Annotated in this window: 25 protein-coding genes, 7 tRNA genes and 1 riboswitch; of the genes, 14 read left to right on the top strand and 18 right to left on the bottom strand. The window is 67.7% G+C overall.

The window, feature by feature from the left end:
* Nucleotides 1-96 precede the first annotated feature (96 nt).
* The 4 genes from NFC98_RS05700 to NFC98_RS05685 are packed head-to-tail and all read left to right on the top strand — an operon-like array spanning nucleotide 97 to nucleotide 1634.
* A complete protein-coding gene (locus NFC98_RS05700) occupies nucleotides 97-429 on the top strand; it encodes a YqjD family protein (RefSeq protein ID WP_183332375.1) in 333 nt (110 codons plus the stop codon).
* Nucleotides 429-842, top strand: a complete 414-nt coding sequence (locus NFC98_RS05695) for a phage holin family protein (protein ID WP_254277151.1) — start codon at nucleotides 429-431, stop codon at nucleotides 840-842. The genes NFC98_RS05700 and NFC98_RS05695 overlap by 1 nt, the downstream gene beginning before the upstream one ends.
* Nucleotides 839-1147: a YqjK-like family protein gene (locus NFC98_RS05690; protein WP_254277150.1), complete on the top strand. Its 309-nt coding sequence runs from the start codon at nucleotides 839-841 to the stop codon at nucleotides 1145-1147. The genes NFC98_RS05695 and NFC98_RS05690 overlap by 4 nt, the downstream gene beginning before the upstream one ends.
* A 31-nt stretch (nucleotides 1148-1178) precedes the next feature.
* The gene (locus tag NFC98_RS05685) at nucleotides 1179-1634 is read left to right on the top strand and encodes a DUF4149 domain-containing protein (protein WP_254277149.1); all 456 of its coding nucleotides are present in this window, start codon (nucleotides 1179-1181) and stop codon (nucleotides 1632-1634) included.
* Here NFC98_RS05685 and NFC98_RS05680 read toward each other — a convergent pair.
* The gene (locus NFC98_RS05680) at nucleotides 1625-2281 is read right to left on the bottom strand and encodes a hypothetical protein (protein ID WP_254277148.1); all 657 of its coding nucleotides are present in this window, start codon (nucleotides 2279-2281) and stop codon (nucleotides 1625-1627) included. The two genes, NFC98_RS05685 and NFC98_RS05680, sit on opposite strands and share 10 nt — an antisense overlap.
* Before the next feature lie 199 nt (nucleotides 2282-2480).
* Here NFC98_RS05680 and NFC98_RS05675 point away from each other — a divergent pair, with 199 nt between their 5' ends.
* Entirely contained in the window at nucleotides 2481-3215 is a 735-nt protein-coding gene (locus tag NFC98_RS05675) for a ParA family protein (RefSeq protein ID WP_254277147.1), read from the top strand.
* A gap of 27 nt (nucleotides 3216-3242) precedes the next feature.
* On the opposite strand, the gene NFC98_RS05670 is transcribed toward NFC98_RS05675, so the two are convergent.
* Complete coding sequence (locus NFC98_RS05670; protein ID WP_254277146.1) at nucleotides 3243-4433, bottom strand: NAD(P)/FAD-dependent oxidoreductase; 1191 nt, start codon at nucleotides 4431-4433, stop codon at nucleotides 3243-3245.
* Nucleotides 4434-4717: 284 nt separating this feature from the next.
* Between NFC98_RS05670 and NFC98_RS05665 the strand changes: the two genes are divergently transcribed.
* Together NFC98_RS05665 and NFC98_RS05660 are read left to right on the top strand one after the other, a co-directional pair.
* Nucleotides 4718-5821: an efflux RND transporter periplasmic adaptor subunit gene (locus NFC98_RS05665; RefSeq protein WP_254277145.1), complete on the top strand. Its 1104-nt coding sequence runs from the start codon at nucleotides 4718-4720 to the stop codon at nucleotides 5819-5821.
* Complete coding sequence (locus NFC98_RS05660; protein WP_254277144.1) at nucleotides 5821-8934, top strand: efflux RND transporter permease subunit; 3114 nt, start codon at nucleotides 5821-5823, stop codon at nucleotides 8932-8934. Before NFC98_RS05665 ends, NFC98_RS05660 begins: the two co-directional genes overlap by 1 nt.
* A gap of 68 nt (nucleotides 8935-9002) precedes the next feature.
* Here NFC98_RS05660 and NFC98_RS05655 read toward each other — a convergent pair whose 3' ends face one another.
* On the bottom strand, nucleotides 9003-9428 hold the full coding sequence (locus NFC98_RS05655) for a DUF3617 family protein (protein WP_254277143.1): 426 nt from the start codon (nucleotides 9426-9428) through the stop codon (nucleotides 9003-9005).
* A 130-nt stretch (nucleotides 9429-9558) separates the two neighbouring features.
* A riboswitch (SAM riboswitch) is annotated at nucleotides 9559-9636 on the top strand.
* Between the two features lie 187 nt (nucleotides 9637-9823).
* Here NFC98_RS05655 and NFC98_RS05650 point away from each other — a divergent pair.
* Together NFC98_RS05650 and NFC98_RS05645 are read left to right on the top strand one after the other, a co-directional pair.
* Nucleotides 9824-10042 (top strand): hypothetical protein, encoded by a 219-nt coding sequence (locus tag NFC98_RS05650; protein ID WP_254277142.1) that lies wholly within the window; start codon nucleotides 9824-9826, stop codon nucleotides 10040-10042.
* A gap of 5 nt (nucleotides 10043-10047) precedes the next feature.
* Nucleotides 10048-10698, top strand: a complete 651-nt coding sequence (locus NFC98_RS05645; protein ID WP_254277141.1) for a hypothetical protein — start codon at nucleotides 10048-10050, stop codon at nucleotides 10696-10698.
* A 79-nt stretch (nucleotides 10699-10777) separates the two neighbouring features.
* Here the strand turns inward: NFC98_RS05645 and NFC98_RS05640 are convergent, their stop codons facing one another.
* The 13 genes from NFC98_RS05640 to NFC98_RS05580 all read right to left on the bottom strand — a co-directional run bounded on the left by NFC98_RS05640 (nucleotide 10778) and on the right by NFC98_RS05580 (nucleotide 16594).
* Nucleotides 10778-11611, bottom strand: coding sequence for a DUF6544 family protein (locus NFC98_RS05640; RefSeq protein ID WP_254277140.1), 834 nt, complete (start codon nucleotides 11609-11611; stop codon nucleotides 10778-10780).
* Between the two features lie 225 nt (nucleotides 11612-11836).
* Nucleotides 11837-11924, bottom strand: a tRNA-Ser gene (locus NFC98_RS05635).
* A gap of 95 nt (nucleotides 11925-12019) precedes the next feature.
* A complete protein-coding gene (locus NFC98_RS05630; RefSeq protein WP_254277139.1) occupies nucleotides 12020-12523 on the bottom strand; it encodes a YiiD C-terminal domain-containing protein in 504 nt (167 codons plus the stop codon).
* A gap of 47 nt (nucleotides 12524-12570) precedes the next feature.
* Nucleotides 12571-13131, bottom strand: a complete 561-nt coding sequence (locus tag NFC98_RS05625; RefSeq protein ID WP_254277138.1) for a nitroreductase — start codon at nucleotides 13129-13131, stop codon at nucleotides 12571-12573.
* An 81-nt stretch (nucleotides 13132-13212) separates the two neighbouring features.
* Nucleotides 13213-14049, bottom strand: coding sequence for an NADPH-dependent 7-cyano-7-deazaguanine reductase QueF (gene queF / locus NFC98_RS05620; protein WP_254277137.1), 837 nt, complete (start codon nucleotides 14047-14049; stop codon nucleotides 13213-13215).
* Complete coding sequence (locus NFC98_RS05615; protein ID WP_254277136.1) at nucleotides 14046-14819, bottom strand: ABC transporter permease; 774 nt, start codon at nucleotides 14817-14819, stop codon at nucleotides 14046-14048. The genes queF and NFC98_RS05615 overlap by 4 nt, the downstream gene beginning before the upstream one ends.
* Nucleotides 14816-15781, bottom strand: coding sequence for an ABC transporter ATP-binding protein (locus NFC98_RS05610; RefSeq protein ID WP_254277135.1), 966 nt, complete (start codon nucleotides 15779-15781; stop codon nucleotides 14816-14818). The genes NFC98_RS05615 and NFC98_RS05610 overlap by 4 nt, the downstream gene beginning before the upstream one ends.
* A 172-nt stretch (nucleotides 15782-15953) precedes the next feature.
* A tRNA-Gly gene (locus NFC98_RS05605) sits at nucleotides 15954-16028 on the bottom strand.
* 28 nt (nucleotides 16029-16056) lie between these two features.
* Nucleotides 16057-16132: transfer RNA gene (locus tag NFC98_RS05600), tRNA-Glu, on the bottom strand.
* 41 nt (nucleotides 16133-16173) lie between these two features.
* Nucleotides 16174-16248: transfer RNA gene (locus NFC98_RS05595), tRNA-Gly, on the bottom strand.
* 44 nt (nucleotides 16249-16292) lie between these two features.
* Nucleotides 16293-16368, bottom strand: a tRNA-Glu gene (locus NFC98_RS05590).
* A 41-nt stretch (nucleotides 16369-16409) separates the two neighbouring features.
* Nucleotides 16410-16484 (bottom strand) — tRNA-Gly (locus NFC98_RS05585).
* Between the two features lie 34 nt (nucleotides 16485-16518).
* A tRNA-Glu gene (locus tag NFC98_RS05580) sits at nucleotides 16519-16594 on the bottom strand.
* 177 nt (nucleotides 16595-16771) lie between these two features.
* Here NFC98_RS05580 and msrB point away from each other — a divergent pair.
* From msrB to htpX, 4 genes are all read left to right on the top strand, one after another.
* Entirely contained in the window at nucleotides 16772-17173 is a 402-nt protein-coding gene (msrB, locus tag NFC98_RS05575) for a peptide-methionine (R)-S-oxide reductase MsrB (RefSeq protein WP_254277134.1), read from the top strand.
* A gap of 78 nt (nucleotides 17174-17251) precedes the next feature.
* The gene (gene ylqF / locus NFC98_RS05570; RefSeq protein ID WP_254277133.1) at nucleotides 17252-18220 is read left to right on the top strand and encodes a ribosome biogenesis GTPase YlqF; all 969 of its coding nucleotides are present in this window, start codon (nucleotides 17252-17254) and stop codon (nucleotides 18218-18220) included.
* Between the two features lie 42 nt (nucleotides 18221-18262).
* Entirely contained in the window at nucleotides 18263-19492 is a 1230-nt protein-coding gene (locus NFC98_RS05565) for a pyridoxal phosphate-dependent aminotransferase (RefSeq protein WP_254277132.1), read from the top strand.
* A 110-nt stretch (nucleotides 19493-19602) separates the two neighbouring features.
* Nucleotides 19603-20505 (top strand): protease HtpX, encoded by a 903-nt coding sequence (htpX, locus tag NFC98_RS05560; RefSeq protein ID WP_254277131.1) that lies wholly within the window; start codon nucleotides 19603-19605, stop codon nucleotides 20503-20505.
* Between the two features lie 159 nt (nucleotides 20506-20664).
* Here the strand turns inward: htpX and NFC98_RS05555 are convergent, their stop codons facing one another.
* Complete coding sequence (locus tag NFC98_RS05555; RefSeq protein WP_254277130.1) at nucleotides 20665-21897, bottom strand: EAL domain-containing protein; 1233 nt, start codon at nucleotides 21895-21897, stop codon at nucleotides 20665-20667.
* A gap of 327 nt (nucleotides 21898-22224) precedes the next feature.
* On the opposite strand from NFC98_RS05555, the gene ppk2 reads away from it, so the two are divergent.
* Nucleotides 22225-23289 (top strand): polyphosphate kinase 2, encoded by a 1065-nt coding sequence (ppk2, locus tag NFC98_RS05550; RefSeq protein ID WP_254277129.1) that lies wholly within the window; start codon nucleotides 22225-22227, stop codon nucleotides 23287-23289.
* 91 nt (nucleotides 23290-23380) lie between these two features.
* Here ppk2 and NFC98_RS05545 read toward each other — a convergent pair whose 3' ends face one another.
* A complete protein-coding gene (locus NFC98_RS05545; RefSeq protein WP_254277128.1) occupies nucleotides 23381-23764 on the bottom strand; it encodes a response regulator in 384 nt (127 codons plus the stop codon).
* Between the last annotated feature and the right edge of the window lie 113 nt (nucleotides 23765-23877).

The following is a 23877-nucleotide window of genomic DNA, read 5'->3' as shown; positions in this document are numbered from 1 at the left end:
CGATCACCTCCCCGGCAGCGGGTCGGTGTCCCCGCTGCCAAGGGTGGCCCCGGCTGCTATGCTGAGGCTGTCATTCACCGTCAGAGGAAGACCCCGATGGCAAACCGTGCCCCGCATACCCACGAATCCACCCAGCAGCTCAAGGAAGACCTGCACCACCTGACCCAGACCATCGAGGAGCTGGTCAACGCCACCGCGGACGATTCCCGCAGCAACATCAAGGAGCTGCGCGACCGCGCCGAGAAGCGCCTCAAGGAGACCCGCGACCGCCTGGAATCCCGCGGCGAGCGCCTCTATGGCGAGGCCCGCGACTCCGTCGAACACCAGGTCGATGCCTGCGACCGCTACGTCCACGACAACCCCTGGACCAGCATCGGCATCGGTGCCGCCGTGGGGGTCGTCGTCGGCATGCTGATCGGGCGTCGCTGATGTCGGAAGGCCAGGGACCGGCACAACGGCTGTTCGAGGCGGCCAAACGCCTGCTCGCCAGCCTGCTCGCCACCGGCGAGACGCGCCTGCGTCTCGCCGTGCTCGAGCTCGAGGAGGAACGCGCCCGGCTGATCGGGCTGCTGCTGCTGGCCGGGCTCAGCCTGATCCTGCTGCTGCTGGGGATCGGCGTCCTCACCACCCTGATCATCGTCGCCTTCTGGGACAGCTACCGCCTCACCGCCATCGCGGTCAGCGCCGCACTGCTGCTGGGCGGCGGGGCGGGGCTCGCCCTGCGGGTGATGCAGCTGGCCCGCCGGCGCACCCTGCTCGCCAGTACCCTCAAGCACCTGGCCACCGACCGGGACCTGGTGGAGCACGACCGCGAGGCGACGCGCCGCGGAGAGCGGCCATGAGCGCCCGACTGCCCGCCCGCCGCGACGAGGCCCTGCGGCCCCGTGCCGTGCAGAAGGCCCGCCTGGAGGCCCGGATCGAGCAGCAGCGCGTGGATATCCTGGTCGAGGCCAGCCGCTTCCGGGAGGCCGGCCGCCCCATCGACGACGGCTGGCACACTCTCAGGCGCTTCAAGGCGCCGCTCTACGCGCTGGGCGGGGTGCTGCTGCTGAGGAGTGCCCGCCACCCGAACTCGCTGCTGCGGGTAGCCAGGCGGCTGGTGGCCGGCGGCCTGCTGCTGCGCCGTGCAAGGCGCCTGCTGCGCTGACGCCCTCCCCCACCCTCGCAAGGAACCTCCCATGTCCCTCGCCATCACCCTGCACGTGATCGCTTCCGTCCTCTGGGTCGGCGGCATGTTCTTCGCCTGGATGATCCTGCGGCCGGTGGCCGCCGGGCTGCTGGAACCCCCGCAGCGGCTGACGCTGTGGAGCGGTGTCTTCGAACGTTTCTTCCCGTGGGTGTGGGCGTCCGTCGCGGTGCTGCTGGTCACCGGGCTGTGGATGCTCTTCGCGGTCTTCGGCGGCATGGCCGGTGCCCGCTGGCACATCCATCTGATGCTGCTGCTGGGCCTTGCGATGATGGCGATCTACCTGCACGTCTGGTTTGCCCCCTATCGCCGCCTGAGGCGCGCCGTGGGCGAGGCCGACTGGCCCGAGGGCGGCCGCCAACTCGGCCAGATCCGCCGGCTGATCGGCCTGAACCTGATCCTGGGGCTTTTGACCGTCGCCATCGCCTCGGGCGGCCGCTATCTCTGAAGCGACGCCTCGTGGCCCCGGTCACCGCCCGGCCCGCCGGGCACCCGGTTCATCCAGCGGGCGCCGTGGGCCAGGCGCTTCTCGAGGAAGCGTCGGGTACGCCCCTGGCCCTCGCTCGTGTCTCGGGCCCAGACCGCCAGGGTCGCCAGGAAGAGACCGGTCAGCGCCAGCTCCTCGACCTGGGCGCGCCGGGTGCCGTAGGGCGCCGGCAGACGCGCCGCCTCGCGCCACCACTGCACGATCCGCGACAGGTCGAACACCATCGGCACCCAGGTGTGCAGGTGGGGCAGATGGGCCTTGGTATGCAGCATCTCGACCGTGACGCGACGATGGACCGCCAGGGCATCACACCAGGCCAGCAGGCAGTGCTCGAGGCGCTGCGCCTCGGGCCAGTGGGCGAAGCCGTCGGGCTTGTCGGCGAGCATCGCCTCCAGGCCCCGGGCGAACCAGGCGTTGGCCACCGCGTCGAGGTCGCGGAACTCGGCCAGCACCGGCGACATGGGCAGCGCCAGGCGGGCGGCCACCTCGGTGAGGCGCACCGCCTCCCAGCCGTGGATCTTGGCCTGGCGCAGGGCCTCGTCGACGACGCGGTCGCGCAGCGCCGTCTCGTCGGCGCCGGGATCGTGGTGAACGGCGATCAGGGTCATGGGCATCTCCGGAGCAGGCTGGGCGAGCGAGCACTCCCTGCCAGGAGAATAGACCCCGGAACAGCAACGCCGCGACCGTCATGAAACTGTCATCGAGTGAGCGGGCCGAACTGGTATGGTACGGCGTCGCCGCAGGGCGACGCATTGACGGCGCGATGCGACACGGCAAGGCGCACACCGGGGAGAAGGGAGGCACGCCATGCGCATGCTGGCGCTCTACAGCATCAAGGGCGGGGTCGGCAAGACCGCCTCGGCGGTGAACCTGGCGGCCGAGGCGGCCGCCGCGGGGTGGCGGGTACTGCTCTGGGATCTCGACCCCCAGGCCGCCACCACCTTCTACCTGCGCGCCAAGCCCAAGGTGCGTGGCGGCGTCGCCCGGCTGGTGAAGGGCAAGGCCGCCTTCGACAAGGTGATCCGGGCCACCGAGATCGAGGGCCTCGACCTGCTGCCCGCCGCGCTGGCCTCCCGGGAGCTCGACCACCTGCTGGCGGACCGGCGTGACAACCAGCTGCGCCGCATCCTCAAGCCGGTCCGCGACGACTACGACCTGGTCCTCCTCGACTGCCCGCCCAGCCTCTCGACCCTCTCCGAGAGCGTCTTCGCCAGCGTCGATGCCCTGCTGGTGCCCATCGTCCCCACGGTGCTCTCGGTACGCACCCTGGAGCAGCTGCGCGACTTCCTCGACGAACGCGACATCCCCTGCCAGGTATGGCCCTTCGTGACCCTGGCCGACCGCCGCCGCACCCTGCACCGCGAGACCATCGCCGCGCTGCCGGAGCGCTGGCCGCTGCGCCTCTCCACGGCCATCCCCGGCGCCAGCGTGGTGGAGCGCATGGGCCTGGAGCGCGCCCCGCTGCGCCACTTCGCCCCCGCCACCCCCGCGGCCCGAGCCTACCGGGCGCTGTGGGAGGAGATCGCCCAGCGCCTGGCATAGCACTTGACCTGGGGCCCGGCGAGGGCCTCAGAGGGCGTTGCCGCAGGCCACCCCGCTGGCCCAGGCCCACTGGAAGTTATGCCCGCCCAGCTCGCCGGTGACGTCAAGCACCTCGCCGATGAAGCGCAGCTGGGGCAGCCCCTCCACCGCGAAGGTCTTCGACGACACCGCCCGGGTATCGACGCCGCCCAGGGTCACCTCGGCGGTGCGCCACCCCTCGGTGCCGGCCGGCTTGATCCGCCAGTCGCCGAGATGGGCCGCCCAGGCGGCCAGCTCGGCATTGCTGCGCTCGGCCAGCACGCCGTCGGCGCCGTGCCACTCCACCAGCGCCTGGGCCAGGCGCCGGGGCAGCCGCTCGGCCAGCCAGCTGGAGAGCTGGCGCCTGGGCGTCTCCCGTCGCGCGGTGCACAGCGCCTCGAAGGCGTCCACGCCCGGCAGCAGGTCGATGGCCAGCTCGTCGCCGGGCTCCCAGTAGCTGGAGATCTGCAGCATCGCCGGGCCCGAGAGGCCGCGGTGGGTGAAGAGCAGCGGCTCGCGGTAGTGGCCCCGGGGCTCACCGGCCCCCAGGGAGTGAACGGCCACCTCGCAGGATACCCCGGCGAGCGACTCGGCCCGCGCCTTCCACTGCGAGGTCAGGGTGAAGGGCACCAGTGCCGGGCGGGTCTCGGTGACGGCGAGCCCGAACTGACGGGCAATATCGTAGCCGAAGCCGGTGGCGCCCATGGTGGGAATGGAGAGCCCGCCGGTGGCCACCACCACCGCGCCGCAGTCGATGCTGCCCGCCGAGGTCATAAGCCGCATGCCCTCGCCGTGGCGCTCGATGCTCTCCACGGCGGTCCTGAGGCGCAGCTCCACCCCGGCCCACTCGCACTCGGTGAGCAGTACCCGGACGATCTCCCTGGCGGAGTCGGCGCAGAACAGCTGGCCCGGCGCCTTCTCCACGTAGTCGACCCCGTGACGCTCCACCAGCTCGACGAAGTGCTCCGGGCGGTAGCGCTTCAGCGCCGAGATGCAGAAGTGCGGATTGGCGCTGTAGAAGTTGGCCGGCGTCGAGGCCAGGTTGGTGAAGTTGCAGCGTCCGCCACCGGACATCAGGATCTTCTTCCCGGGCTTGTTGGCATGGTCGATCACCAGCACGCGACGCCCGGCGTAGCCCGCCGTCAGCGCGCACATCAGGCCGGCGGCACCCGCGCCGATGATCACCGTATCGAAGGTCATGCCCGCTCTCCTGCCCGCCGTCTCGAAGGACGCGCATTCTATCAGGCCGACGATGCCCTGTTGATGGGCCCGACCTTGAGGCCGCCATTAGCTGGACGCGAATTGAACCAATGTACAAACCTTGTACACTATAAAGGGTTGATCCGAGCGTTTGTGAATTGTTGTCACAGTTTGTGCGACGATCATGGCTAGCCTGTTAATGATCCGCTGCCGGCAGGATGCCCTTGCGGCTGATGGGCCCCGACGCTCGCGACCCGCCTCATGCCATCCAACAAAGAGCCCCCATGACCCCCTCATCGTCCCTCCATCGCTTCCTGCCGAGCCGGCTGCTGCCGGCGCTGCTTGTGCTGGCCTTGCTGCTGCCCCTGCCGCTCGCCGCCCAGGAATCCAACCCGGTGATCGGCGCCCGGGTGCTGCAGGAGCCCTGGTCCGATCCGCTGGAGGCGCTGGGGACCCTGCGCGCCGACGAGAGCGTCACCCTCTCCGCCACCGTCACCGACACCGTGGTCGAGGTGAACTTCCGTGACGGCCAGGTGGTGGAGGCCGGCGAGCTGCTGGTGCGCCTGCAGGATGCCGAGCAGCAGGCCCAGCTGCGCGTGGCCCAGGCACTGCGTGACGAGCGGCGCGCCACCGTCGAGCGCCTCGCCCAGCTGCAGAGCCGCAACCTGGCACCGCGCGCCGACGTGGAGGATGCCCGGGCGCGGCTGCGCCAGGTGGAGGCGGAGATCCAGGGGCTCGAGGCACGGCTCACCAACTACCGGGTGCGCGCCCCCTTCGATGGCGTGGTGGGCTTCCGCAACATCAGCGTGGGCAGCCTGGTCACTCCCGGCACCGAGCTGGTGACCCTGGACAAGGTCGACGTGATGAAGCTCGACTTCAGCGTGCCGGAGGTGTTCCTGGCGATCCTCGCTCCCGGCCTGCCGCTCACGGCACACAGCGTGGCCTTTCCCGACGAGCGTTTCGACGGGGTGGTGGAGAGTGTCGGCAGTCGCGTCGACCCGGTCAGCCGCAGCGTGACGGTGCGGGCCGAGCTCGAGAACCCCGAACTGCGCCTGCGCCCCGGCATGCTCATGGAGGTCGTCGTCCAGCGCAGCCCCCGGGAGGCCGTGGTGGTGCCGGAGAGCGTGCTGATCCCCAGCGGCGACCGCCAGTACGTGCTGGTGATCGACGAGGGCGATGACAACCGCGTGGAGCGCCGCGAGGTCAAGGTCGGCGAGCGCCGCACCGGCCAGGCGGAGATCGTCGAGGGGCTCGCGGCCGGCGAGCTGCTGGTGGCCCACGGCGTACAGCGCGTTCGCGAGGGTGACCAGGTGCAGCTGCTGGGCATCGCCGATGAGACCACCTCGGTGAGCGAGATCCTCGCCGCCGGCCGCGAGGAGCGAGGCTGATGCGTCTCTCCGACCTCTCCGTCCAGCGGCCGGTCCTGGCCACGGTGCTGGCGCTGCTGATCGTCGCCTTCGGCCTGCTGGCCCTGCAGCGGCTGCCGCTGCAGGAGTATCCCGCCATCGACCCGCCGGTAGTGAGCATCGACACCCGCTATCCCGGCGCCTCGGCCAGCGTGGTGGAGACCCGCATCACCCAGACCCTGGAGGATCGCATCGCCGGGGTCGAGGGCATCGAGCTGATCACCTCCTCCAGCGAGGACGGCCGCTCGCGGATCAACATCGAGTTCCGCCTGGACATGGACATCGATGCCGCCGCCAATGACATCCGCGACCGCATCTCCGGGGCGTTGCGCAACCTGCCCGACGAGGCCGACCCGCCCGAGGTGCAGAAGGCCGACTCCAGCGAGGAGGTCATCCTGTGGCTCTCGCTGACCGGCGACGGCTACACCATCCCGGAGCTCACCGACTACGCCGACCGCTTCCTGGTCGACGGCTTCTCGGTGCAGCCCGGGGTGGCCCGAGTGCGCATCGGCGGCGGGCGCGAGTACGCCATGCGGGTGTGGATCGACCGCAACGCCCTGGCCGCACGCAACCTCACCGTGAGCGACGTGGAGGGCGCCCTGCGCGCCGAGAACGTCGAACTGCCGGCCGGATCGCTCCAGTCCCGCGACCGGCAGTTCATCGTGCGCCTGCCGCGCAGCTTCAACGAACCCGACGACTTCTCGCGCCTGGCCCTCACCCAGGGCAGCGACGGTTACCTGGTGCGGCTGGGCGACGTGGCCCGGGTCGAGATCGGCTCGGTGGAGGACCGCTCGGTGTTTCGCGCCAACGGCGTGCCCATGGTGGGCCTGGGGATCCTCAAGCAGTCCACCGCCAACGTGCTGGAGGTCTCCCGGGGCGTCCAGGCGGAGCTCGAGCGTGTCCAGGGCAGCCTGCCGGAGGGCATGGAGCTGCGCCTCAACTACGACGCCTCGGTGTTCGTCTCCGGCGCCATCCAGCAGGTGGTGCTGACGCTGTTCATCGCCATGGGCCTGGTGGTGGTGGTGATCTTCATGTTCCTCGGCAACGTGCGCACCACCCTGATCCCGGCGGTCACGGTGCCGGTGGCGATCATCGGCGCCTTCATGGCCCTGGCCCTGATGGGCTTCTCGATCAACCTGCTGACCCTGCTGGCGCTGGTGCTGGCCATCGGGCTGATCGTCGATGACGCCATCGTGGTGCTGGAGAACATCCACCGGCGCATGCATGACTACGGCGAGACGCCGCTGGTGGCGGCCTTCCGCGGCACCCGCCAGATCGCCTTCGCGGTGATCGCCACCACCCTGGTACTGGTGGCGGTGTTCGTGCCGCTGGCCTTCCTGCAGGGCAACGTCGGCCGGCTGTTCTCGGAGTTCGCCCTGACCATGGCCGCCGCGGTGGCCATCTCCAGCGTGCTGGCCCTGTCGCTGACGCCGATGATGGCGTCCAAGATCCTCAAGCCGGCCCAGGATGACAGCCGTGTCGCCCGGGCCGTGCAGTGGCTGCTGGAGCTCTCCCAGCACATCTACCGCACCCTGCTGGGCTGGGTGCTCAAGGCGCGGCTGGCGGTGCTGGCGGTGTTCGTGGCGCTGATCGCCGCCACCGTATGGCTGGCCGACCTGCTGCCCAGCGAGTACACCCCCCAGGAGGACCGCGGCAGCTTCATCATCCTGGTCAACGGCCCGGAGGGGGCCACCTTCGACTACATCATGGACTACATGGACGAGATCGAGGCGCGCCTGCAGCCCATGGTGGAGAGCGGCGACATGGAGCGGGTGGTGATCCGCGCGCCCCGCGGCTTCGGCAACATCGAGAACTTCAACAACGGCTTCGGGATCATCGGCCTGGCCGACTGGGGGCAGCGCCGCGACGCCTGGGCGATCATGGATGACGTGCGCCGCGAGCTGGCCGGCCTGCCCGGGGTGCAGGCCTTCCCGGTGATGCGCCAGGGCTTCGGCCAGCGCATCAGCAAGCCGGTGGAGTTCGTGCTGGGCGGCGGCACCTACGAGGAGCTCGCCGAGTGGCGCGACACCCTGATGGCCCACATCCGCGAGGACAACCCGCGGCTGATCGGCCTGGACAGCAACTACCGGGAGACCCAGCCCCAGCTGCGGGTGGACATCGACTACGAGCGGGCCGCCTCGCTCGGGGTCACCGTCACCGAGATCGGCCGCACCCTGGAGGTGCTGCTCGGCGGGCGCAACGTCACCCGCTACCTGGACAACGGCCAGGAGTACGACGTCATCGTCGAGGGCGACCGCGCCAGCCAGGCGAGCCCGCGCGCGCTGGACAACATCCAGGTACGCTCCGCGCGCACCGGCGAGCTGATCCCCCTCGCCAGCCTGGTGACCCTCACCGACTTCGCCGGCGCCAGCACCCTCAACCGCTTCAACCGCATCCGCTCGATCACCCTCGAGGCCAACCTGGCCGACGGCTACTCGCTGGGCGAGGCGCTGGAGTACCTGGAGGCCGCCGCCGCCGAGGTGCTGCCCCCCCAGGCCCAGACCGACGTCAGCGGCGCCTCCCGGGACTTCCAGCAGGCGAGCGGCGCCACCACCTTCCTGCTGATCCTCGGCGCCCTGGTGGTGTTCCTGGTGCTGGCGGCGCAGTTCGAGAGCTTCGTGCACCCCTTCGTGATCATGCTCACCGTGCCGCTGGCCATGAGCGGGGCCATGCTGGGGCTGTTCGTCACCGGCCAGTCACTGAACATCTACAGCCAGGTGGGGCTCGTCATGCTGATCGGCCTGGCGGCCAAGAACGGCATCCTGATCGTGGAGTTCGCCAACCAGCTGCGCGACGAGGGTCTGGCCTTCCGCGATGCCCTGGTGGATGCCGCGGTCACCCGCCTGCGGCCGATCCTGATGACCGCGGTGACCACCATGGCCGGCTCCATCCCGCTGATCGTCTCCACCGGGGCCGGCGCCGAGTCGCGCATGGTGATCGGCACGGTGATCCTCTCCGGGGTCGCCGCCGCCACCCTGTTCACGCTGTTCGTGGTGCCGGTGGCCTACGACCTGCTGGCGCGCCACACCGGCTCGCCCGGCGAGGTCAAGCGACGCCTGGAGGAGGAGATGGAGGCCAGCACGCCTGGTCGGTGACCACGATGCCCACGCAAACAGGGCCACCCCATGGGGTGGCCCTGTTCGTGTCGCGATGCCGGCGTGGTTCAGCAGTCGCCGATGCGCGCACCCTCGACCACGGTGTTCATCAGCATCTCGCCCATGGGCGACTGGACCGTGACGTCGACGTTGCCCTCGACGCGCTCGCCGAGGAAGTCCATGCGGCCATCGATGTTCGCCTCGCCGCCCTCGGCGTAGCAGACCATGCGGTAGTCGACGCCGTCGGCGGAGACGTTGTGCTCGAGCAGCTCGCAGCCCTCCTCGACCTCGAGGAACTGGAAGTCGGCGTCATCCAGGTCGCCTTGGGCGATGCACTCCTGGTGGGTCTCGGTCTGGTCGGGAATCGGCACCTCGCCGGTCACCGAGGTGGTGCTGGTGAACTCCCACATCCCCGGCACGATGTTGGGCGTATCGGCCATGGCGGTGAGCGGCAGGGCCAGCACGGCGGCGGCCAGCAGGGAACGTAACGGCATGGGGTGTCTCCCGGTCTGTGAATGGCATGCCTCTCCTTCGGCATGGAGGCAGCTTACCCCGATCGGCTCGCCGCGCCCAGGCCGGTCGATGCCGGTGGCAGGATTGACAACCGCCGCGTCGCGCGGCTAACGTCAATGCAGCGCCGATTTGAATTCCAGCTTGCGGGCGCTCTACAAATGCCGCTAAAGCGACCGTCAGAGGCCCGCTTCAGCGCATGCAAAGCGGGCTTCATGCTGTTCGGCCCTCGGGCCACCGCCGATTTAAGCACCAACTTGCGGGCGGGATAGAAGTGCAGCTAAAGCGGCGTGCGACTCCACTCCCCTGGGTCGGCGCTGGCCGAACCACGCTCGCGAGCCCATGGGCGCGAGCCTCATCAGGGGAATTGGAGACGACCATGACCTACCCGATCGACACCCCTCGCCCTCCCGCCCGGGCCGCCGACGCCGGCAGCCACGCCCCGGCGTCACGATATCCCGGCCCGACCGCCCTGCTCGACCGCGACGACATCGTGCGCCCGGAGCTGCGCAACGACGCCATCCTGGCCGCTCTCCCCGGCCACGAAGCTCCACGTCGGCACAGGGCGGCATCTGCCACCCCGCCGGCAGGGAGGTGATCGCCATGAACCTGATTCAGGAACTGCGCCTGCGCACCGCCCACCTCACCCCCGACGAGGTCCTCCGCGACCTGGGCTACGACGCCCCCGACGACGATACCCGGGAGCACTATCGGCGAGCGCGCGATGGCCGCTACCTGGGGCTGGAGCACCAGCATCGCGACCCGCTCCATGGCGAGTTCGGCTTCGCCGTGGCGCTCTGTCGCTGCGTGGGCATTGCCGAGGCCGACTACCGCCCCGGCATCACCGCCGTGGCCGAGCGCCTCGCCGAGGATCGCGCCGCCTTCCGCCACTGGCTGTTCGCCGACACCGACTATGTGCGCGCCCCAGGCACACCGATCTTCGCCATGGCCTTCACCGAGCGCTTTCGCCGGCTGCCGTTTCCCATCGACTTCTGGCGCCTGCCCTGGGAGGAGCGCCTGGAAGCCGCCTGCCAGAAGGCCCGCGAGCACAGGCAGGAGAGCGGCGGCACCCTGGTGACCTGGGGCGAGATCCAGCGCTACCACTACTGCTTTGCCGAGAAGCGAAGCATCGTCATCTCGACCACGGGCGAGGTAATCGGCGAGTGCCACGACTTCGACCCGCCCAAGGCCACCATGAGCCTGGCAGGCAGCGACGAGAACCTGCCGGACCAACTCGCCCCCGACGAGGAGTAGGCCACCCCCGGGCCGCGATACAGCGGGTCGAGGCACGTCGGGAGAATCTCGATGCACCGATCGGCGAGGATCAGGGCCGTCATGGCGGCACCCTCGGAAACCGGATATCGGTGACATCCACGAGGAAGAACGGAAAATAATCCTCGCTCCCGAACATGTTGCCCGCCTCGACCCGGAACGGCAGGCGGTAGCCGCCCACCTCGCGAAAATCGGACAGGTATCCGCCGAAGGGCTGCAGCCGATGCACCTTGTCGGGGTTGGCGTTGCTCCAGCGCTGGAAGGAGACCTCGACGGGCCGCCCCGCGGCATCGACGGTGACATCCACCGCCTGTTCCAGCGCACCCTGCCGGACGGTGACGCGGGCCGTATTCTCGGACACGGGTTGCCAGGTGACGCCCGGCCCTGGCAACAGTGCTGCGGGTGTCCAGAAGAGCGACTCTGCCACGTAGCGCCCGAAGGCCGAGCGGGTGTGATCGGGATCGCCGCCGAGCCTTGCGACCGGGATCAGCCCGAAGATCCGGAATCGTGTCCATCCACCGGAGTCCGATCCCGATAAGGGCATCCCGCCACGCGTGCGCATGGCCCATACGAAGCCATCCGGAGCGGCCAGGATCTGGCGCGCCTCCATCGGCCGGTAGTCAGGTTGCTGCTTGGTGCCGAGACTGAACTGGCCGCGCATGTCGATCTCGGCCACCGGCAGAACCGGCGTGCCCGGACGAATCGTATAGCCGAAATATCGGCGCGCCGGCTCGGGCAGGTTGGCGATCATCTCGGGCTCGAAGCGCTTCGCCACGCCGGGCTGGAGCGCCGCAAGCCTCCGCCACTCCACGCGGTCCGCATGCCGGTCCAGAAACCGCATCAGGACCAGGGCACCGAGGACAACACCGACCAGCATTGCGACAAAAAGCGTCATTGCGGATGCCTTCTCCCCCGATGCCGAGCTCGCCGCGCCACGCCCAACAACGAAGCTCGGCAATCTTTTCAAAACAGTCTGTTAGGAACTAACTAACAGCATACTACATCGGACGGCGGGCGAGGTGATCGGCGACGGGAAGAGGAGTAGGCCCCCGGGCCGACCGGCAATTGATCGCCCAGAAACAGAAGAAGCCGCTGAAATCAGCGGCTTCTTCGATATTCGTGGCGGAGGGGGAGGGATTCGAACCCTCGAAGCCTTTCGACTTACACACTTTCCAGGCGTGCTCCTTCGACCACTCGGACACCCCTCCGCATTGTGGTTCATGGGCTCGAGGCACGTGGCCTTTCGCTCAAGAACGGCGCGTATGTTATCGACATAAGTCTTCGATTGCAAGCCGTTTTCCGCTCAGCTGCCGCCGAGCACGGCGTAGTCGCCACGCGCCTCGAGACACAGGGTGTCGCCGCACCGGAGCTGCTGCACCAGGGCGATGCGGCCGCGGCCGCGGGCGGCCAGCTGCTCCGCCAGGCTGACCGGGCCCTCCTCCCGCTCGGGGAAGCAGACCATGCGGTAGTCGCCGGTGACCGGCGCCAGGAAGCGCTGGCTGGCCTCGGCCACGACCACGTCGCGAGCCAGGCTGTGGCGGCGCAGCCAGAGGGTCGTCCAGCACCAGCCCAGCAGGGTGGCCTGGGCCGTCAGGGCGCCGCCGAAGCCGGTGCCCTTGTCGTTGAGGCTAGGGGTGAGCTCCAGCTCCCAGGTCAGTTCACGGTCGTCGCGGGTCATGCGACGGATGCCCAGGTGCTCGACCAGGGGTATGGCCTCGCCCAGCCAGGCCAGGAAGCGCGCCGGGTCATCGTCCTGGCCCGGCGCCGGCAGCGGAAGCCGTGGATGGGGGATACCGATCTCGCGCATGGCGGTTCTCCTTGGTGACCCGATGATCTCGGTGGTCCGGTGCCGGTTCAGGCCCAGCGTTCCACGAAGTCCTCCTGGCGATGCTCGGCGATCGGCTTGTGGCGCCCGCCCAGCTGCCCCAGGTAGATGAAGGCGACCACCTCGTCGTCGTCCTCCAGTCCCAGGCCCTTGCGAACGGTGGGGTCGAAGGCGTACTTGCCGCTGCGCCACATGGCGCCGAGCCCCAGCGCATGGGCCGCCAGCAGGATGCCGTGGGCGGCGCAGCCGGCGGAGATCACCTGCTCGATCCGGGGCACCTTGGGCACGTCCGGCGTCACCCTGGCAATCACGGCGATCACCATGGGCGCGCGCAGCGGCTTCTTGCGGGCGGCATCCAGGGCGGCATCGCCGACATGGGGGTCCTCGCGGTACTCCGCCTCGGCGAACAGCTCGCCGAGGCGGGAGAGCCCCTCGCCCGAGAACTCGATGAAGCGCCAGGGCCGCAGCTCCTTGTGGTCCGGGGCCCGCAGCGCCGCCCGATAGATCGCCTCGAGCTGCTCGGGACCGGGCGGCGGCCCCATCAGCTTGCCCATGGAGCTGCGTTCATGCAGCAGCGTCAGCGCGTCCATTGAGTGCCTCCCTTGGCGGCGGTCAGACGAGAATTCTTCTCGGCACTTTACCAGCTGGCCGCCCGCCTGTCGTGGCGGCCGCTACTGCCTGGCCAGGCGAAGCGGCTCGGGCGGGCGCTCGCCCGGGGTGGCACGCCAGGGGCTGATGTCCAGCCCGCCGCGGCGCACGTAGCGCGCCAGCACCAGCAGCCGCTCGGGCCGGCAGCGAGCCATCAGGTCCATGAAGATGTGCTCCACGCAGTGCTCGTGGAAATCCTGGTGCTGGCGATAGCCGATCAGGTAGCGCAGCAGGCCCTCGCGGTCGATCCGCGGCCCCCGGTAGCGGATCAGCACGCTGCCCCAGTCGGGCTGGCCGGTGACCGGGCAGTTGGACTTGAGCAGGTGCGAGTGTAGCGTCTCCTCGACGACCTCCTCCCCCACTGCCAGCAGCTCGGCGCCGGGGGTGTAGCGGTCGATCTCGATATCCAGCTCGTCCAGGCAGTCGCCGGGCAGCCGTCGCGGCATCAGCACCTCGTCGTCGACCTCGAAGAGCTCGACCGCGACCGGCGCGCCGGCCGCCGCGGCCAGGTCGCACTCCAGGGTCTCGATGACCGCTTCGCGGCCCGCGAAGCGGGTCTGGTTGAAGCCGTTGAGGTAGAGCTTCCAGGACTTGGACTCGATCAGGTTCGGCGAGTCCGCCGGCAGGCGGAAGCGCGCCACGGCCACCATCGGCTTGCCCCGGGCATTGAGCCAGCTCGCCTCGAAGGCGTGCCACTCGTCCTCGCCGACGAAGGGCAACGCGCCCTCTTCGATGCCCAGCGGCGCCCGGTTGGCGGCACGCGGGATGGGATAGAGCAGCGTGGCGTCGTAGCGCTCCGGATAGGCGGACTCGCGCCCCAGGGGCGCATGCTCGAGGGTGTCGGGACGAGGGTGGCTCATGAGCGGATCCCCTTGCCATGCTCCAGCATCCAGAGGGCGACGCCGAACAGCACGGCGATGAAGGCGACGATGGCGGCCAGCGCCCAGCCCACCGGAATGTCGGAGACGCCGAGGAAGCCGTAGCGGAACACGTTGACCATGTAGAGGATGGGGTTGAGCATCGACACGCCCTGCCAGACCGCCGGCAGCAGCGAGATGGAGTAGAAGACCCCGCCCAGATAGGTCAGCGGCGTGAGGATGAAGGTCGGCACGATGGAGATGTCATCGAACTTCTTGCCCAGCAGGGCATTGATGAAGCCGCCGATGGAGAACAGCGCCGAGGTGAGGACCACCACGCCGACCGTGAGCAGCGGATGGGCCACGCTGATCCGGGTGAAGAACAGCGAGACCAGGGTGACGATCAGGCCGACCCCCAGGCCGCGGGCCATGCCGCCCAGCACGAAGCCGAGCAGGATCACCCAGTTGGGCATCGGCGAGACCATCATCTCCTCGATGGAGCGCTGGAACTTGTTGGAGAAGAAGGAGGAGGCCACGTTGGAGTAGCTGTTGGTGATCACCGCCATCATGATCAGCCCGGGGACGATGAAGTCCATGTAGCTGAAGCCATCCATCTCGCCGATCCGCGAGCCGATCAGGCTGCCGAAGATGATGAAGTACATGGTCATGGTGATCGACGGCGGCAGCAGGGTCTGCGGCCAGATCCGGGTGAAGCGCTTGATCTCCTTGACCACCAGGGTCCAGAGGGCGATGGCCGTCTGCATGGCGTTCATGAGCGGGCCTCCGCGTCGGCGGCGGCCTTGTCGCGGGCATCATTGCCCTGCTCCACCATGGTGACGAACATCTCCTCGAGGCGATTGGCACGGTTGCGCATGGAGACCACCTCGATGCCCTGCTCGCTCAGGGAGCGGAAGGCGTCGTTGATGCGCTGGCCGCGATGCACCACCAGCGCCAGCTGGGCCGACTCCACCCGGCTGACCTCGAAGCCCTCGACGTCGGGGGCGGCCTCGACCGGGTGGGCCAGGTCGAGCAGGAAGGTCTCGGTATCCAGTTCGGCGAGCAGGTCGCGCACGCTGGTGTTCCGGATGATCTCGCCGTGGTTGATGATCGCCACGTTGCGGCAGAGGCTCTCCGCCTCCTCCAGGTAGTGGGTAGTGAGGATGATGGTGGTGCCCTCCTCGCGGTTGATGCGGCGCATGTACTCCCACATGCTGCGGCGCAGCTCGATGTCGACGCCCGCGGTGGGCTCGTCGAGGATCAGCAGCCGGGGGCGGTGCATCAGCGCCCGGGCGATCATCAGCCGGCGCTTCATGCCGCCGGAGAGCATCCGCGCGCTGCCGTTGCGCTTGTCCCACAGGCCCAGATCGCGCAGCAGCTCCTCGGCCCGGGGCAGCGCCTCGCGCCGCGGCATGCCGTAGTAGCCGGCCTGGGCCAGCACGATATCGATGACCTTCTCGAACTGGTTGAAGTTGAACTCCTGGGGCACCACGCCCAGGTGGTACTTGGCGCGGGCGAAGTCGGTGTCGATGTCGATGCCGAAGATCGATACCTTGCCGGCGCTCTTCTGCACCAGCGAACAGACCACCCCCAGGGTGGTCGACTTGCCGGCCCCGTTGGGGCCCAGCAGGGCGAAGAAGTCGCCCTCGGCGACGTCGAGGTCGATGCCCTTGAGGGCCTGGAAGCCATTGCCGTAGACCTTGGTCAGGCCACGGATGGACAGAGCCGGTTCGGCCATTGGCAATCCTTGGTCGGTTCGAGGTTCGAGAGCGGGCATGCCGCAAAGGCATATCGATATTGGGACGCTACCCGGCAACTTCAAGCCGCCGGCAGCGCGTTCCTGGCGGACAGGCACGCTAAAACGCCCGCGCGGGGGCAAGCATCAGAAGAAAAAGATGAGGATTCGACGATGGAGCGGGAAACGAGATTCGAACTCGCGACCCCAACCTTGGCAAGGTTGTGCTCTACCACTGAGCTATTCCCGCTTGTCGAGTACCGCTGGTGCGAGCGAAATGGCGTCCCATAGGGGGTTCGAACCCCTGTTCCCGCCGTGAAAGGGCGGTGTCCTGGACCACTAGACGAATGGGACGCAATAAGCTTTGAAGCTTGTTCCGCCTACCCTACGGTAGATGGAGCGGGAAACGAGATTCGAACTCGCGACCCCAACCTTGGCAAGGTTGTGCTCTACCACTGAGCTATTCCCGCAGGTCACGCACTGCTGTCGATCGCCTGGCGATCGTGCCGGAAAGTGGCGTCCCATAGGGGGTTCGAACCCCTGTTCCCGCCGTGAAAGGGCGGTGTCCTGGACCACTAGACGAATGGGACGCAATAAACTTTGAAGCTTGTTCCGCCTACCCTACGGTAGATGGAGCGGGAAACGAGATTCGAACTCGCGACCCCAACCTTGGCAAGGTTGTGCTCTACCACTGAGCTATTCCCGCACTTTCTTGCACTCCGGCACCTTGATGAGTCGAGTGGCGTCCCATAGGGGGTTCGAACCCCTGTTCCCGCCGTGAAAGGGCGGTGTCCTGGACCACTAGACGAATGGGACGCAATGTCTCGCCTCGTCGAGGTGGCGCGTATGTTACTGAGCGCCCTGAAGGCTGTCAAGCGCCCCCCGAGGCCCGTTGACCCCGCGTGACGGCCCGGGCGAAAGTCATGGAAAAACATCGCGCACGCGGTGTCAAAATGAAGCGAGACTTTCGAAACCCCGACGAGGAGAGACGCCATGCGCAGCAAGATCGAGAAGAGCGAGGCCGAATGGCGTGAGCAGCTGACGCCCGAGCAGTTCCGCGTGACCCGGGAGCGCGGCACCGAGCCTCCCTTCAGCGGCCACTACCGGGTGCATGAGGAGCATGGCATCTACCACTGCGTCTGCTGCCACGCGCCGCTGTTCGAGAACGAGCACAAGTTCGAAGCCGGCTGCGGCTGGCCGAGCTTCGATCGCCCGCTGGGCCAGCACTGCGTGGAGGAGCGCGCCGACGGTTCCCACGGCATGCAGCGCACCGAAGTGACCTGCGCCCGCTGCGATGCCCACCTCGGCCATGTGTTCCCGGACGGCCCGCCCGACACCACCGGGCTGCGCTACTGCATCAACTCGGTGGCCCTGACCTTCCACTCCGGCGAGTAGCCGAGCCCGCCATCCTGTCACGGCCGCCCATCTGCTAAGATGGGCGGCCGTTTCATTGGCTGACCAAGAGAGGCCCCCATGCTCGGCTGGTTCCCGGGACACATGAACAAGGCGCGCCGCCAGATCCTCGAGGCTCTGCCGGAGATCGACGTGGTGATCGAGGTGCTCGACGCCCGCCTCCCCTACTCCAGTGCCAACCCGATGCTGGCCGAGCTGACCCGTCACAAGCCGGTGCTGAAGATCCTCTCCCGGGCCGACCTGGCCGACCCCGAGCGCACCCGGGAGTGGGTGGCCCACTTCGACGCCCAGGCGGACATGCGCGCCCTGGCGGTGACCACCACCAACGCCCGGGAGCTCAAGCGCATCCCCAAGCTGTGCCATGAGCTGGCCGGCCAGGTACGCGCGGACCGCGACGTGCGGGTGATGGTCATGGGCATTCCCAACGTCGGCAAGTCGACGCTGATCAACGGCCTGGCCGGCAAGGCGATCGCCAGGACCGGCAACGAGCCGGCGGTGACCAAGCGCCAGCAGAAGGTGCGCATCGGCGGGCGAGTGGCGCTGATCGACACCCCCGGGGTGCTGTGGCCGAAGATCGAGGACCAGGCCAGCGCCTACCGCCTGGCCGCCAGCGGCGCCATCCGCGACACCGCCATCGACTATGTCGACGTGGCGGTGGTCACCGCCGCCGAGCTGGCGCGCCGCTATCCCGAGGCCCTCACCGCACGCTACAAGCTCAAGGCGCTGCCAGCCTACACCCCCAACCCCGAGGCGGCGCGGGTCGAGGCCGATGGTCCGGCGCGGATCGATCTGCTGGCCGTGGCCGGCTTCGACGGTCATGCGATACTGGCCGAGATCGCCGCCCGGCGCGGCGGCCTGCGACCCGGCGGCGAGGTCGACCTGCACCGCGGTGCCGAGGTGCTGCTGCACGAGCTGCGCGACGGCAAGCTCGGCCGCCTGACCCTGGAGACCCCGGCGGACATCCCGCCCGAGCCCGTGGACGCCCCCGCCCCTGGCGAGGATGACGCCGACGCCGGCCACACCGCATAATCCGTTTTCGCCCGCCGCCCTGGACACTGGACACCGACCGACATGGACACCACCCCGATCCGGAAATCGCACAAGCTGCACAACGTCTGCTATGACATCCGAGGCCCGGTGCTCGACCACGCCAAGCGCCTGGAAGAGGAAGGCCAGCGCATCCTCAAGCTGAACATCGGCAACCCCGCTCCGTTCGGCTTCGAGGCGCCGGAGGAGATCCTCCAGGACGTGATGCGCAACCTGCCCACCGCCCAGGGCTACTGCGATTCCAAGGGGCTCTACTCGGCGCGCAAGGCGATCATGCAGGAGTGCCAGCGCAAGGAGATTCCCGGCGTCGGCATCGAGGACATCTACATCGGCAACGGCGTCTCCGAGCTGATCGTGATGGCCATGCAGGCGCTGCTCAACGACGGCGACGAGGTGCTGATCCCTGCGCCGGACTACCCGCTGTGGACCGCCGCCGCCAACCTTTCCGGCGGCCACGCCGTCCACTACCTGTGCGACGAGCAGGCCGACTGGGCGCCGGACCTGGACGACATCCGCGCCAAGGTGACTGCCCACACCCGGGCCATCGTGATCATCAACCCCAACAACCCCACCGGCGCCGTCTATCCGCCGGCCGTGGTGCGCGAGCTGCTGGAGATCGCCCGGGAGCATGACCTGGTGGTGTTCTCCGACGAGATCTACGACAAGATCCTCTACGACGGGGTCGAGCACGTCTCCACCGGGGCGCTGGCCGGCGAGGACCAGCTGGTGGTGACCATGAACGGGCTCTCCAAGAGCTACCGCTGCGCCGGCTTCCGCTCCGGCTGGATGATCCTCTCCGGGCATATCGCCAAGCAGCGTGCCGCCGACTTCATCCAGGGGCTGACCATGCTCGCCTCGATGCGCCTGTGCGCCAACGTACCGGCCCAGCACGCCATCCAGACCGCCCTGGGCGGCTACCAGTCGATCAACGACCTGATCCTGCCCGGCGGGCGCCTGCTGGCCCAGCGCGACATCACCTTCGACAAGCTCAACGCCATCCCCGGCGTCAGCTGCATCAAGCCGAAGGGGGCGCTCTACGCCTTCCCGCGGCTCGACCCCAAGGTGTTCAACATCCAAGACGACCAGCAGCTGGTGCTCGACCTGCTGCTGCAGGAGAAGATCCTGCTGGTGCAGGGCACCGCCTTCAACTGGCCGGAGCCCGACCACGTGCGCATCGTCACCCTGCCCTGGGCCGACCAGCTCGAGGATGCCCTGGACCGTTTCGCCCGCTTCCTGTCGCGCTACCGCCAGTAGCGCCGCTTGAAACCCGAACGCCCCGCCCGTATCTAAGCAACAGCTTCTGGATGCCGCCCCCCCCGGGTGGCCCCCTTCCCTTCCCCGACGACTGATGGAGACCCCACCCCATGATGCGAATCCTGCTCTTCCTGGGCACCAACCTGGCGGTGATACTCGTCGCCAGCATCACCCTGCGCCTGCTCGGCGTGGAGGGCTACCTGCGCGGCCAGGGCATGAACTTCAACGCTCTGCTGATCTTCTGCTTCGTGTTCGGCATGGCCGGCTCGATGATCTCGCTGTTCATCTCCAAGTGGATGGCCAAGCGCAGCACCGGCACGGTGATCATCGAGACGCCCTCCAACGCCACCGAGAAGTGGCTGGTGGACACCGTGGCGGAGCTCTCCCGAGAGGCCGGCATCAAGACGCCCGAGGTGGGCATCTTCCCCGCCCAGCAGTCCAACGCCTTCGCCACCGGCTGGAACAAGGACGACGCCCTGGTGGCGGTCTCCGCCGGCCTGCTCAACCGCATGCGCCCGGAGGAGGTGCGCGCAGTGCTGGCCCACGAGATCGGCCACGTGGCCAACGGCGACATGGTGACCCTGGCGCTGATCCAGGGCGTGGTGAACACCTTCGTGATGTTCTTCGCCCGGGTGGTGGCCCACCTGGTGGACAGCTTCCTGAAGAGCCGCACCGATGGTGCGGGGCTCGGCTTCATGGGCTACTTCGCGGTGGTGATCGTCGCCGAGATCGTGTTCGGCATCATCGCCTCGGCGATCGTCGCCTGGTTCTCGCGCTTCCGCGAGTACCGTGCCGACGCCGCCGGCGCCCAGCTGGCCGGCTCCGGGGCCATGATCAACGCCCTGGCCCGCCTCAAGGCCGAGACCGAGATGCCCGACCAGATGCCGGACACCCTGCGCGCCATGGCCATCACCAAGGGCCAGACCCGCTCGCTGATGGAGCGGATGTTCGCCAGCCACCCCCCGCTGGATGACCGTATCCGCGCGCTCAAGGAAGCCGCCTACCGGCAGTGACGGCGAACAGCGGCAGGCCACCCCGCCGCTGCTCCCTATGCCGGCCGCATCCGGGCGCTCAAGGAAGTCGCCTACCGGCAGTAATGGCGAACATGAAAGGCAAGCGGGCCCGCCAACTGGCGGGCCCGCTTGCATGGCGGCTTTGATGAGCTCTCTGCCTCACGAAGGCAGGGGGCCCGGCCTTCCCAGCAGGTACCCCTGCGCCTTGCCGATGCCAATGTCCTTCAGGGCGTCCAACTCTGCCTGAGTCTCGACGCCCTCAGCGATCAGCCGACTCCCCGTCTCCGACGCAAAGCCAATCAGAGCCGCCGCCAGGGCACGACTCTCATCGCGCCGGTCGATCTCGTGAGTCAGTGAGCGGTCGAGCTTGATGACATCTGGCGCAAGCCTGAGGATATGGCGAAAGCTGGCATAGCCGGCCCCCGCATCGTCGATGGCCAGCCGCAGCCCCCGGGCCCTCATGCTGGCGAGCGAGTCGGAGAGGCCAGCGTAGTCATCGACGACATCATGCTCGGTGACCTCGAGCATCAGCCGATCAAGCGGATATGGCCCGAACATGTCGTCAAGACGCCCGGATAATATCGTCGCCGGCGACGCATTGAGCGACAGGTAGGCCGCGACAGGAATGTCGGGCAAAGAAGCCAGCGCCAGTTCGATGGCTGCCAATTCAAGCTCTTCTCTCAACCCCACCGTGGCGGCTTCCTCGAACCACTTATCGGGCCCTCGGTTCGGCTCGGCGGTAAATCGCGTCAGCGCCTCGTAACCGGCGATGCGCTGGCCGGCAAGGTCGTGCATGGGCTGGAAGACCACGTGGAACCGACGCTGGGCGAGAACGTCGCGAATCCTCTCTTCAATAGCCTGCTGACGTTGCTGGTGCTCTCGCTGACGCTCCAGCTGGCGTGCCGCGAAATCGGCAAAGACCCGCATCATGCCCAGGTCGCGCTCGTTAAGGGAGGGATCGGCCTGGCGGTCGAAACAGCACAGGGTGCCGTAGACGCTGCCATCCTGGAGGCGAATGGGAACGCTCAGGTGCGCCCCGATCGGCATCTCCTGGGTCGCCGGCAGGGTCAAGGCTTCGGCGTTGTCAAAGGCGTCCGGGATCAGCTCGGGCAGCCTGCCGTCCACTACCCGCTGGCAGTAGCTCGCCTCGAGGGGGTCCGACGCACCCACCTCCAGGCGCGGCACCCCGGCCTCCTCGTCCACGTAGCGAAACACCCGTCGGTCATTATCGAATTCGGAGATGAAGGCCACCTCCATGCCCAGGTGGGCACGAATGGCATGCAGCGCCTCCAGCAGCGCATGCTCGGTGGACACCTCGCTTCCGCTCTCCTCGCCCAGGGCCATGTTCAGCAGCCGCGGGACAGAGGACTGCGTCGTGGCCGGTTCGCCCATGATGATGCCTCTCAATAAACAGCGGGTTTCTTGCAGGATGTCACAATCAGACCAAGCGTCAACCACTCCCCCACCATGACGCCTATTAATGCCCCAGCAGCGTATATAAAGTTCACATTTGACATGCTGCTCGACTCTGGGTGCCACCCGGAAAATTCTCAAATTAATCAAGGATATCTCGGCATTGACGCCGGATTTCGATGCCGCAGGCGGGCCTGCATGAATTGATGCACATCAAGTATCAGGCATCACCCTCTATTATCATTAAAAAATAAACGGATATGAAATCAGGGGGTATCGATCATGTCAGACGAGAGGTCCGAGGTAATGGAGAAGCCGGATCACCATCGGGCGACCCGGGATCAAGCTGTCGCCGCATTCACCGTCATGCAGAAAACCCATGGCGCTCAGGAGGCCCAGGCCTCTGCCATAGCCGATATCCTGGGGCTGAAGGAGCCGCTCCCGGAACCGCATGAAGAAGCCCTGAAGGCCGTCGCCGATATCATCGATGGCGCCTCACTGGATGACGTCACCGAACTCAAGAAGGCGCTGATCAATTGGCGACAGTTCGAGCAGGGTCGTCCCGTCTCGAAAGACGAAGAGCTCGTCAGGAACTGGCGCACCGCCCCCTACCCCTACAAGAACCGCCTCACGCGCAAGTCATATGAGAAGCAGAAGTACTACCTTCAGGTCGAACTGCTGAAGCTCCAGGCCTGGATCAAACAGAACGGCCAGCGCGTGGTGATCTTCTTCGAAGGCCGTGATGCTGCCGGCAAGGGGGGCACCATCAAGCGCTTCATGGAGCACCTCAATCCCCGCGGCTCTCGCGTGGTGGCCCTCGACAAGCCCACCGACGCGGAGCGCGGACAGTGGTACTTCCAGCGCTATATCGAGCACCTGCCCACCCGCGGCGAGCTGGTGCTGTTCGACCGCTCCTGGTACAACCGCGCCGGGGTCGAGCGTGTCATGGGCTTCTGCAGCGACCCGGAGTACTCTGACTTCATGCGCCAGGTGCCGGAACTCGAACGCCACCTGGTCAACAGCGGCATCCATATCATCAAATTCTGGTTCTCGGTCAGCCGCGAGGAGCAGCAGCGACGCTTCAAGGAGCGCGAGCTCCATCCTCTCAAGCGATGGAAACTCAGCCCGGTAGATCTCGCCTCGCTGGAGAAGTGGGACGACTACACCACGGCCAAGGAAGCAATGTTCTTCCACACCGACCACTCCGAATGCCCGTGGATCGTGATCAAGTCGGATTGCAAGAAACGCGCCAGGCTGAATGCGATGCGCTACGTACTTAATGCCTTCGACTATGACGGCAAGGACCCGGCCAATATCGGCGCCATCGACTCGCTGATCGTCAGCCGCGCGGAATTCTCCCGCTACTCATGAAGTGGCCAGCTACCTGTCATGACGTCATCAACTGCGCGGCGCTGAGCGCGCGCACCGCGGAGAACCCACACTCGGTAGTTCTGCCCCGCGGCTAGGCAGCCGAGCCCAGCAGGTTGCGCAGGCGTTCGGCCAGCGGGAGGAGTTGGAAGGGCTTGGTCAGTATGTCAAGCGCGCCGGCCTCGAACGCCTGGCGCCGGATGTCCGGCTCATCACTGCCGGTAAGCATCACCAGTGGCACCGTCCTGATCGACGACTCGGACCCTATCGCCCGTGCTACCTGGAAACCATCCATACCCGGCATGGAGACATCGATCAGTACCAGGTCGGGGCGGCGCGTTCGGAACGCTGCCAGGCCGGCCGGGCCACCCGCGGCCTCCAGTACGTGAAACCCCTGTTTCGACAGGCCTGCGCTAAGCAGGAGGCGAATCGTGGCATCGTCATCGATCACTAGAATGGTGGCTGCGCTGGATGGCATCGCCCTGTGCTCCTGACCGGTGGTTTCATCACTCGCTCGGCTTTCACTTTACTGGCTGGCAACCAGCCAGGATGTAAACAAAGGTCACAAGCCTTCCCCCCGACCATTCAATG

This window comes from Halomonas sp. 3H, from assembly GCF_024206005.1.
In the GTDB taxonomy this organism is placed as follows: domain Bacteria; phylum Pseudomonadota; class Gammaproteobacteria; order Pseudomonadales; family Halomonadaceae; genus Halomonas; species Halomonas campaniensis.
The sequence above is the reverse complement of the archived record's forward strand: the minus strand, read 5'-3'. Positions and strand labels throughout refer to the sequence as shown.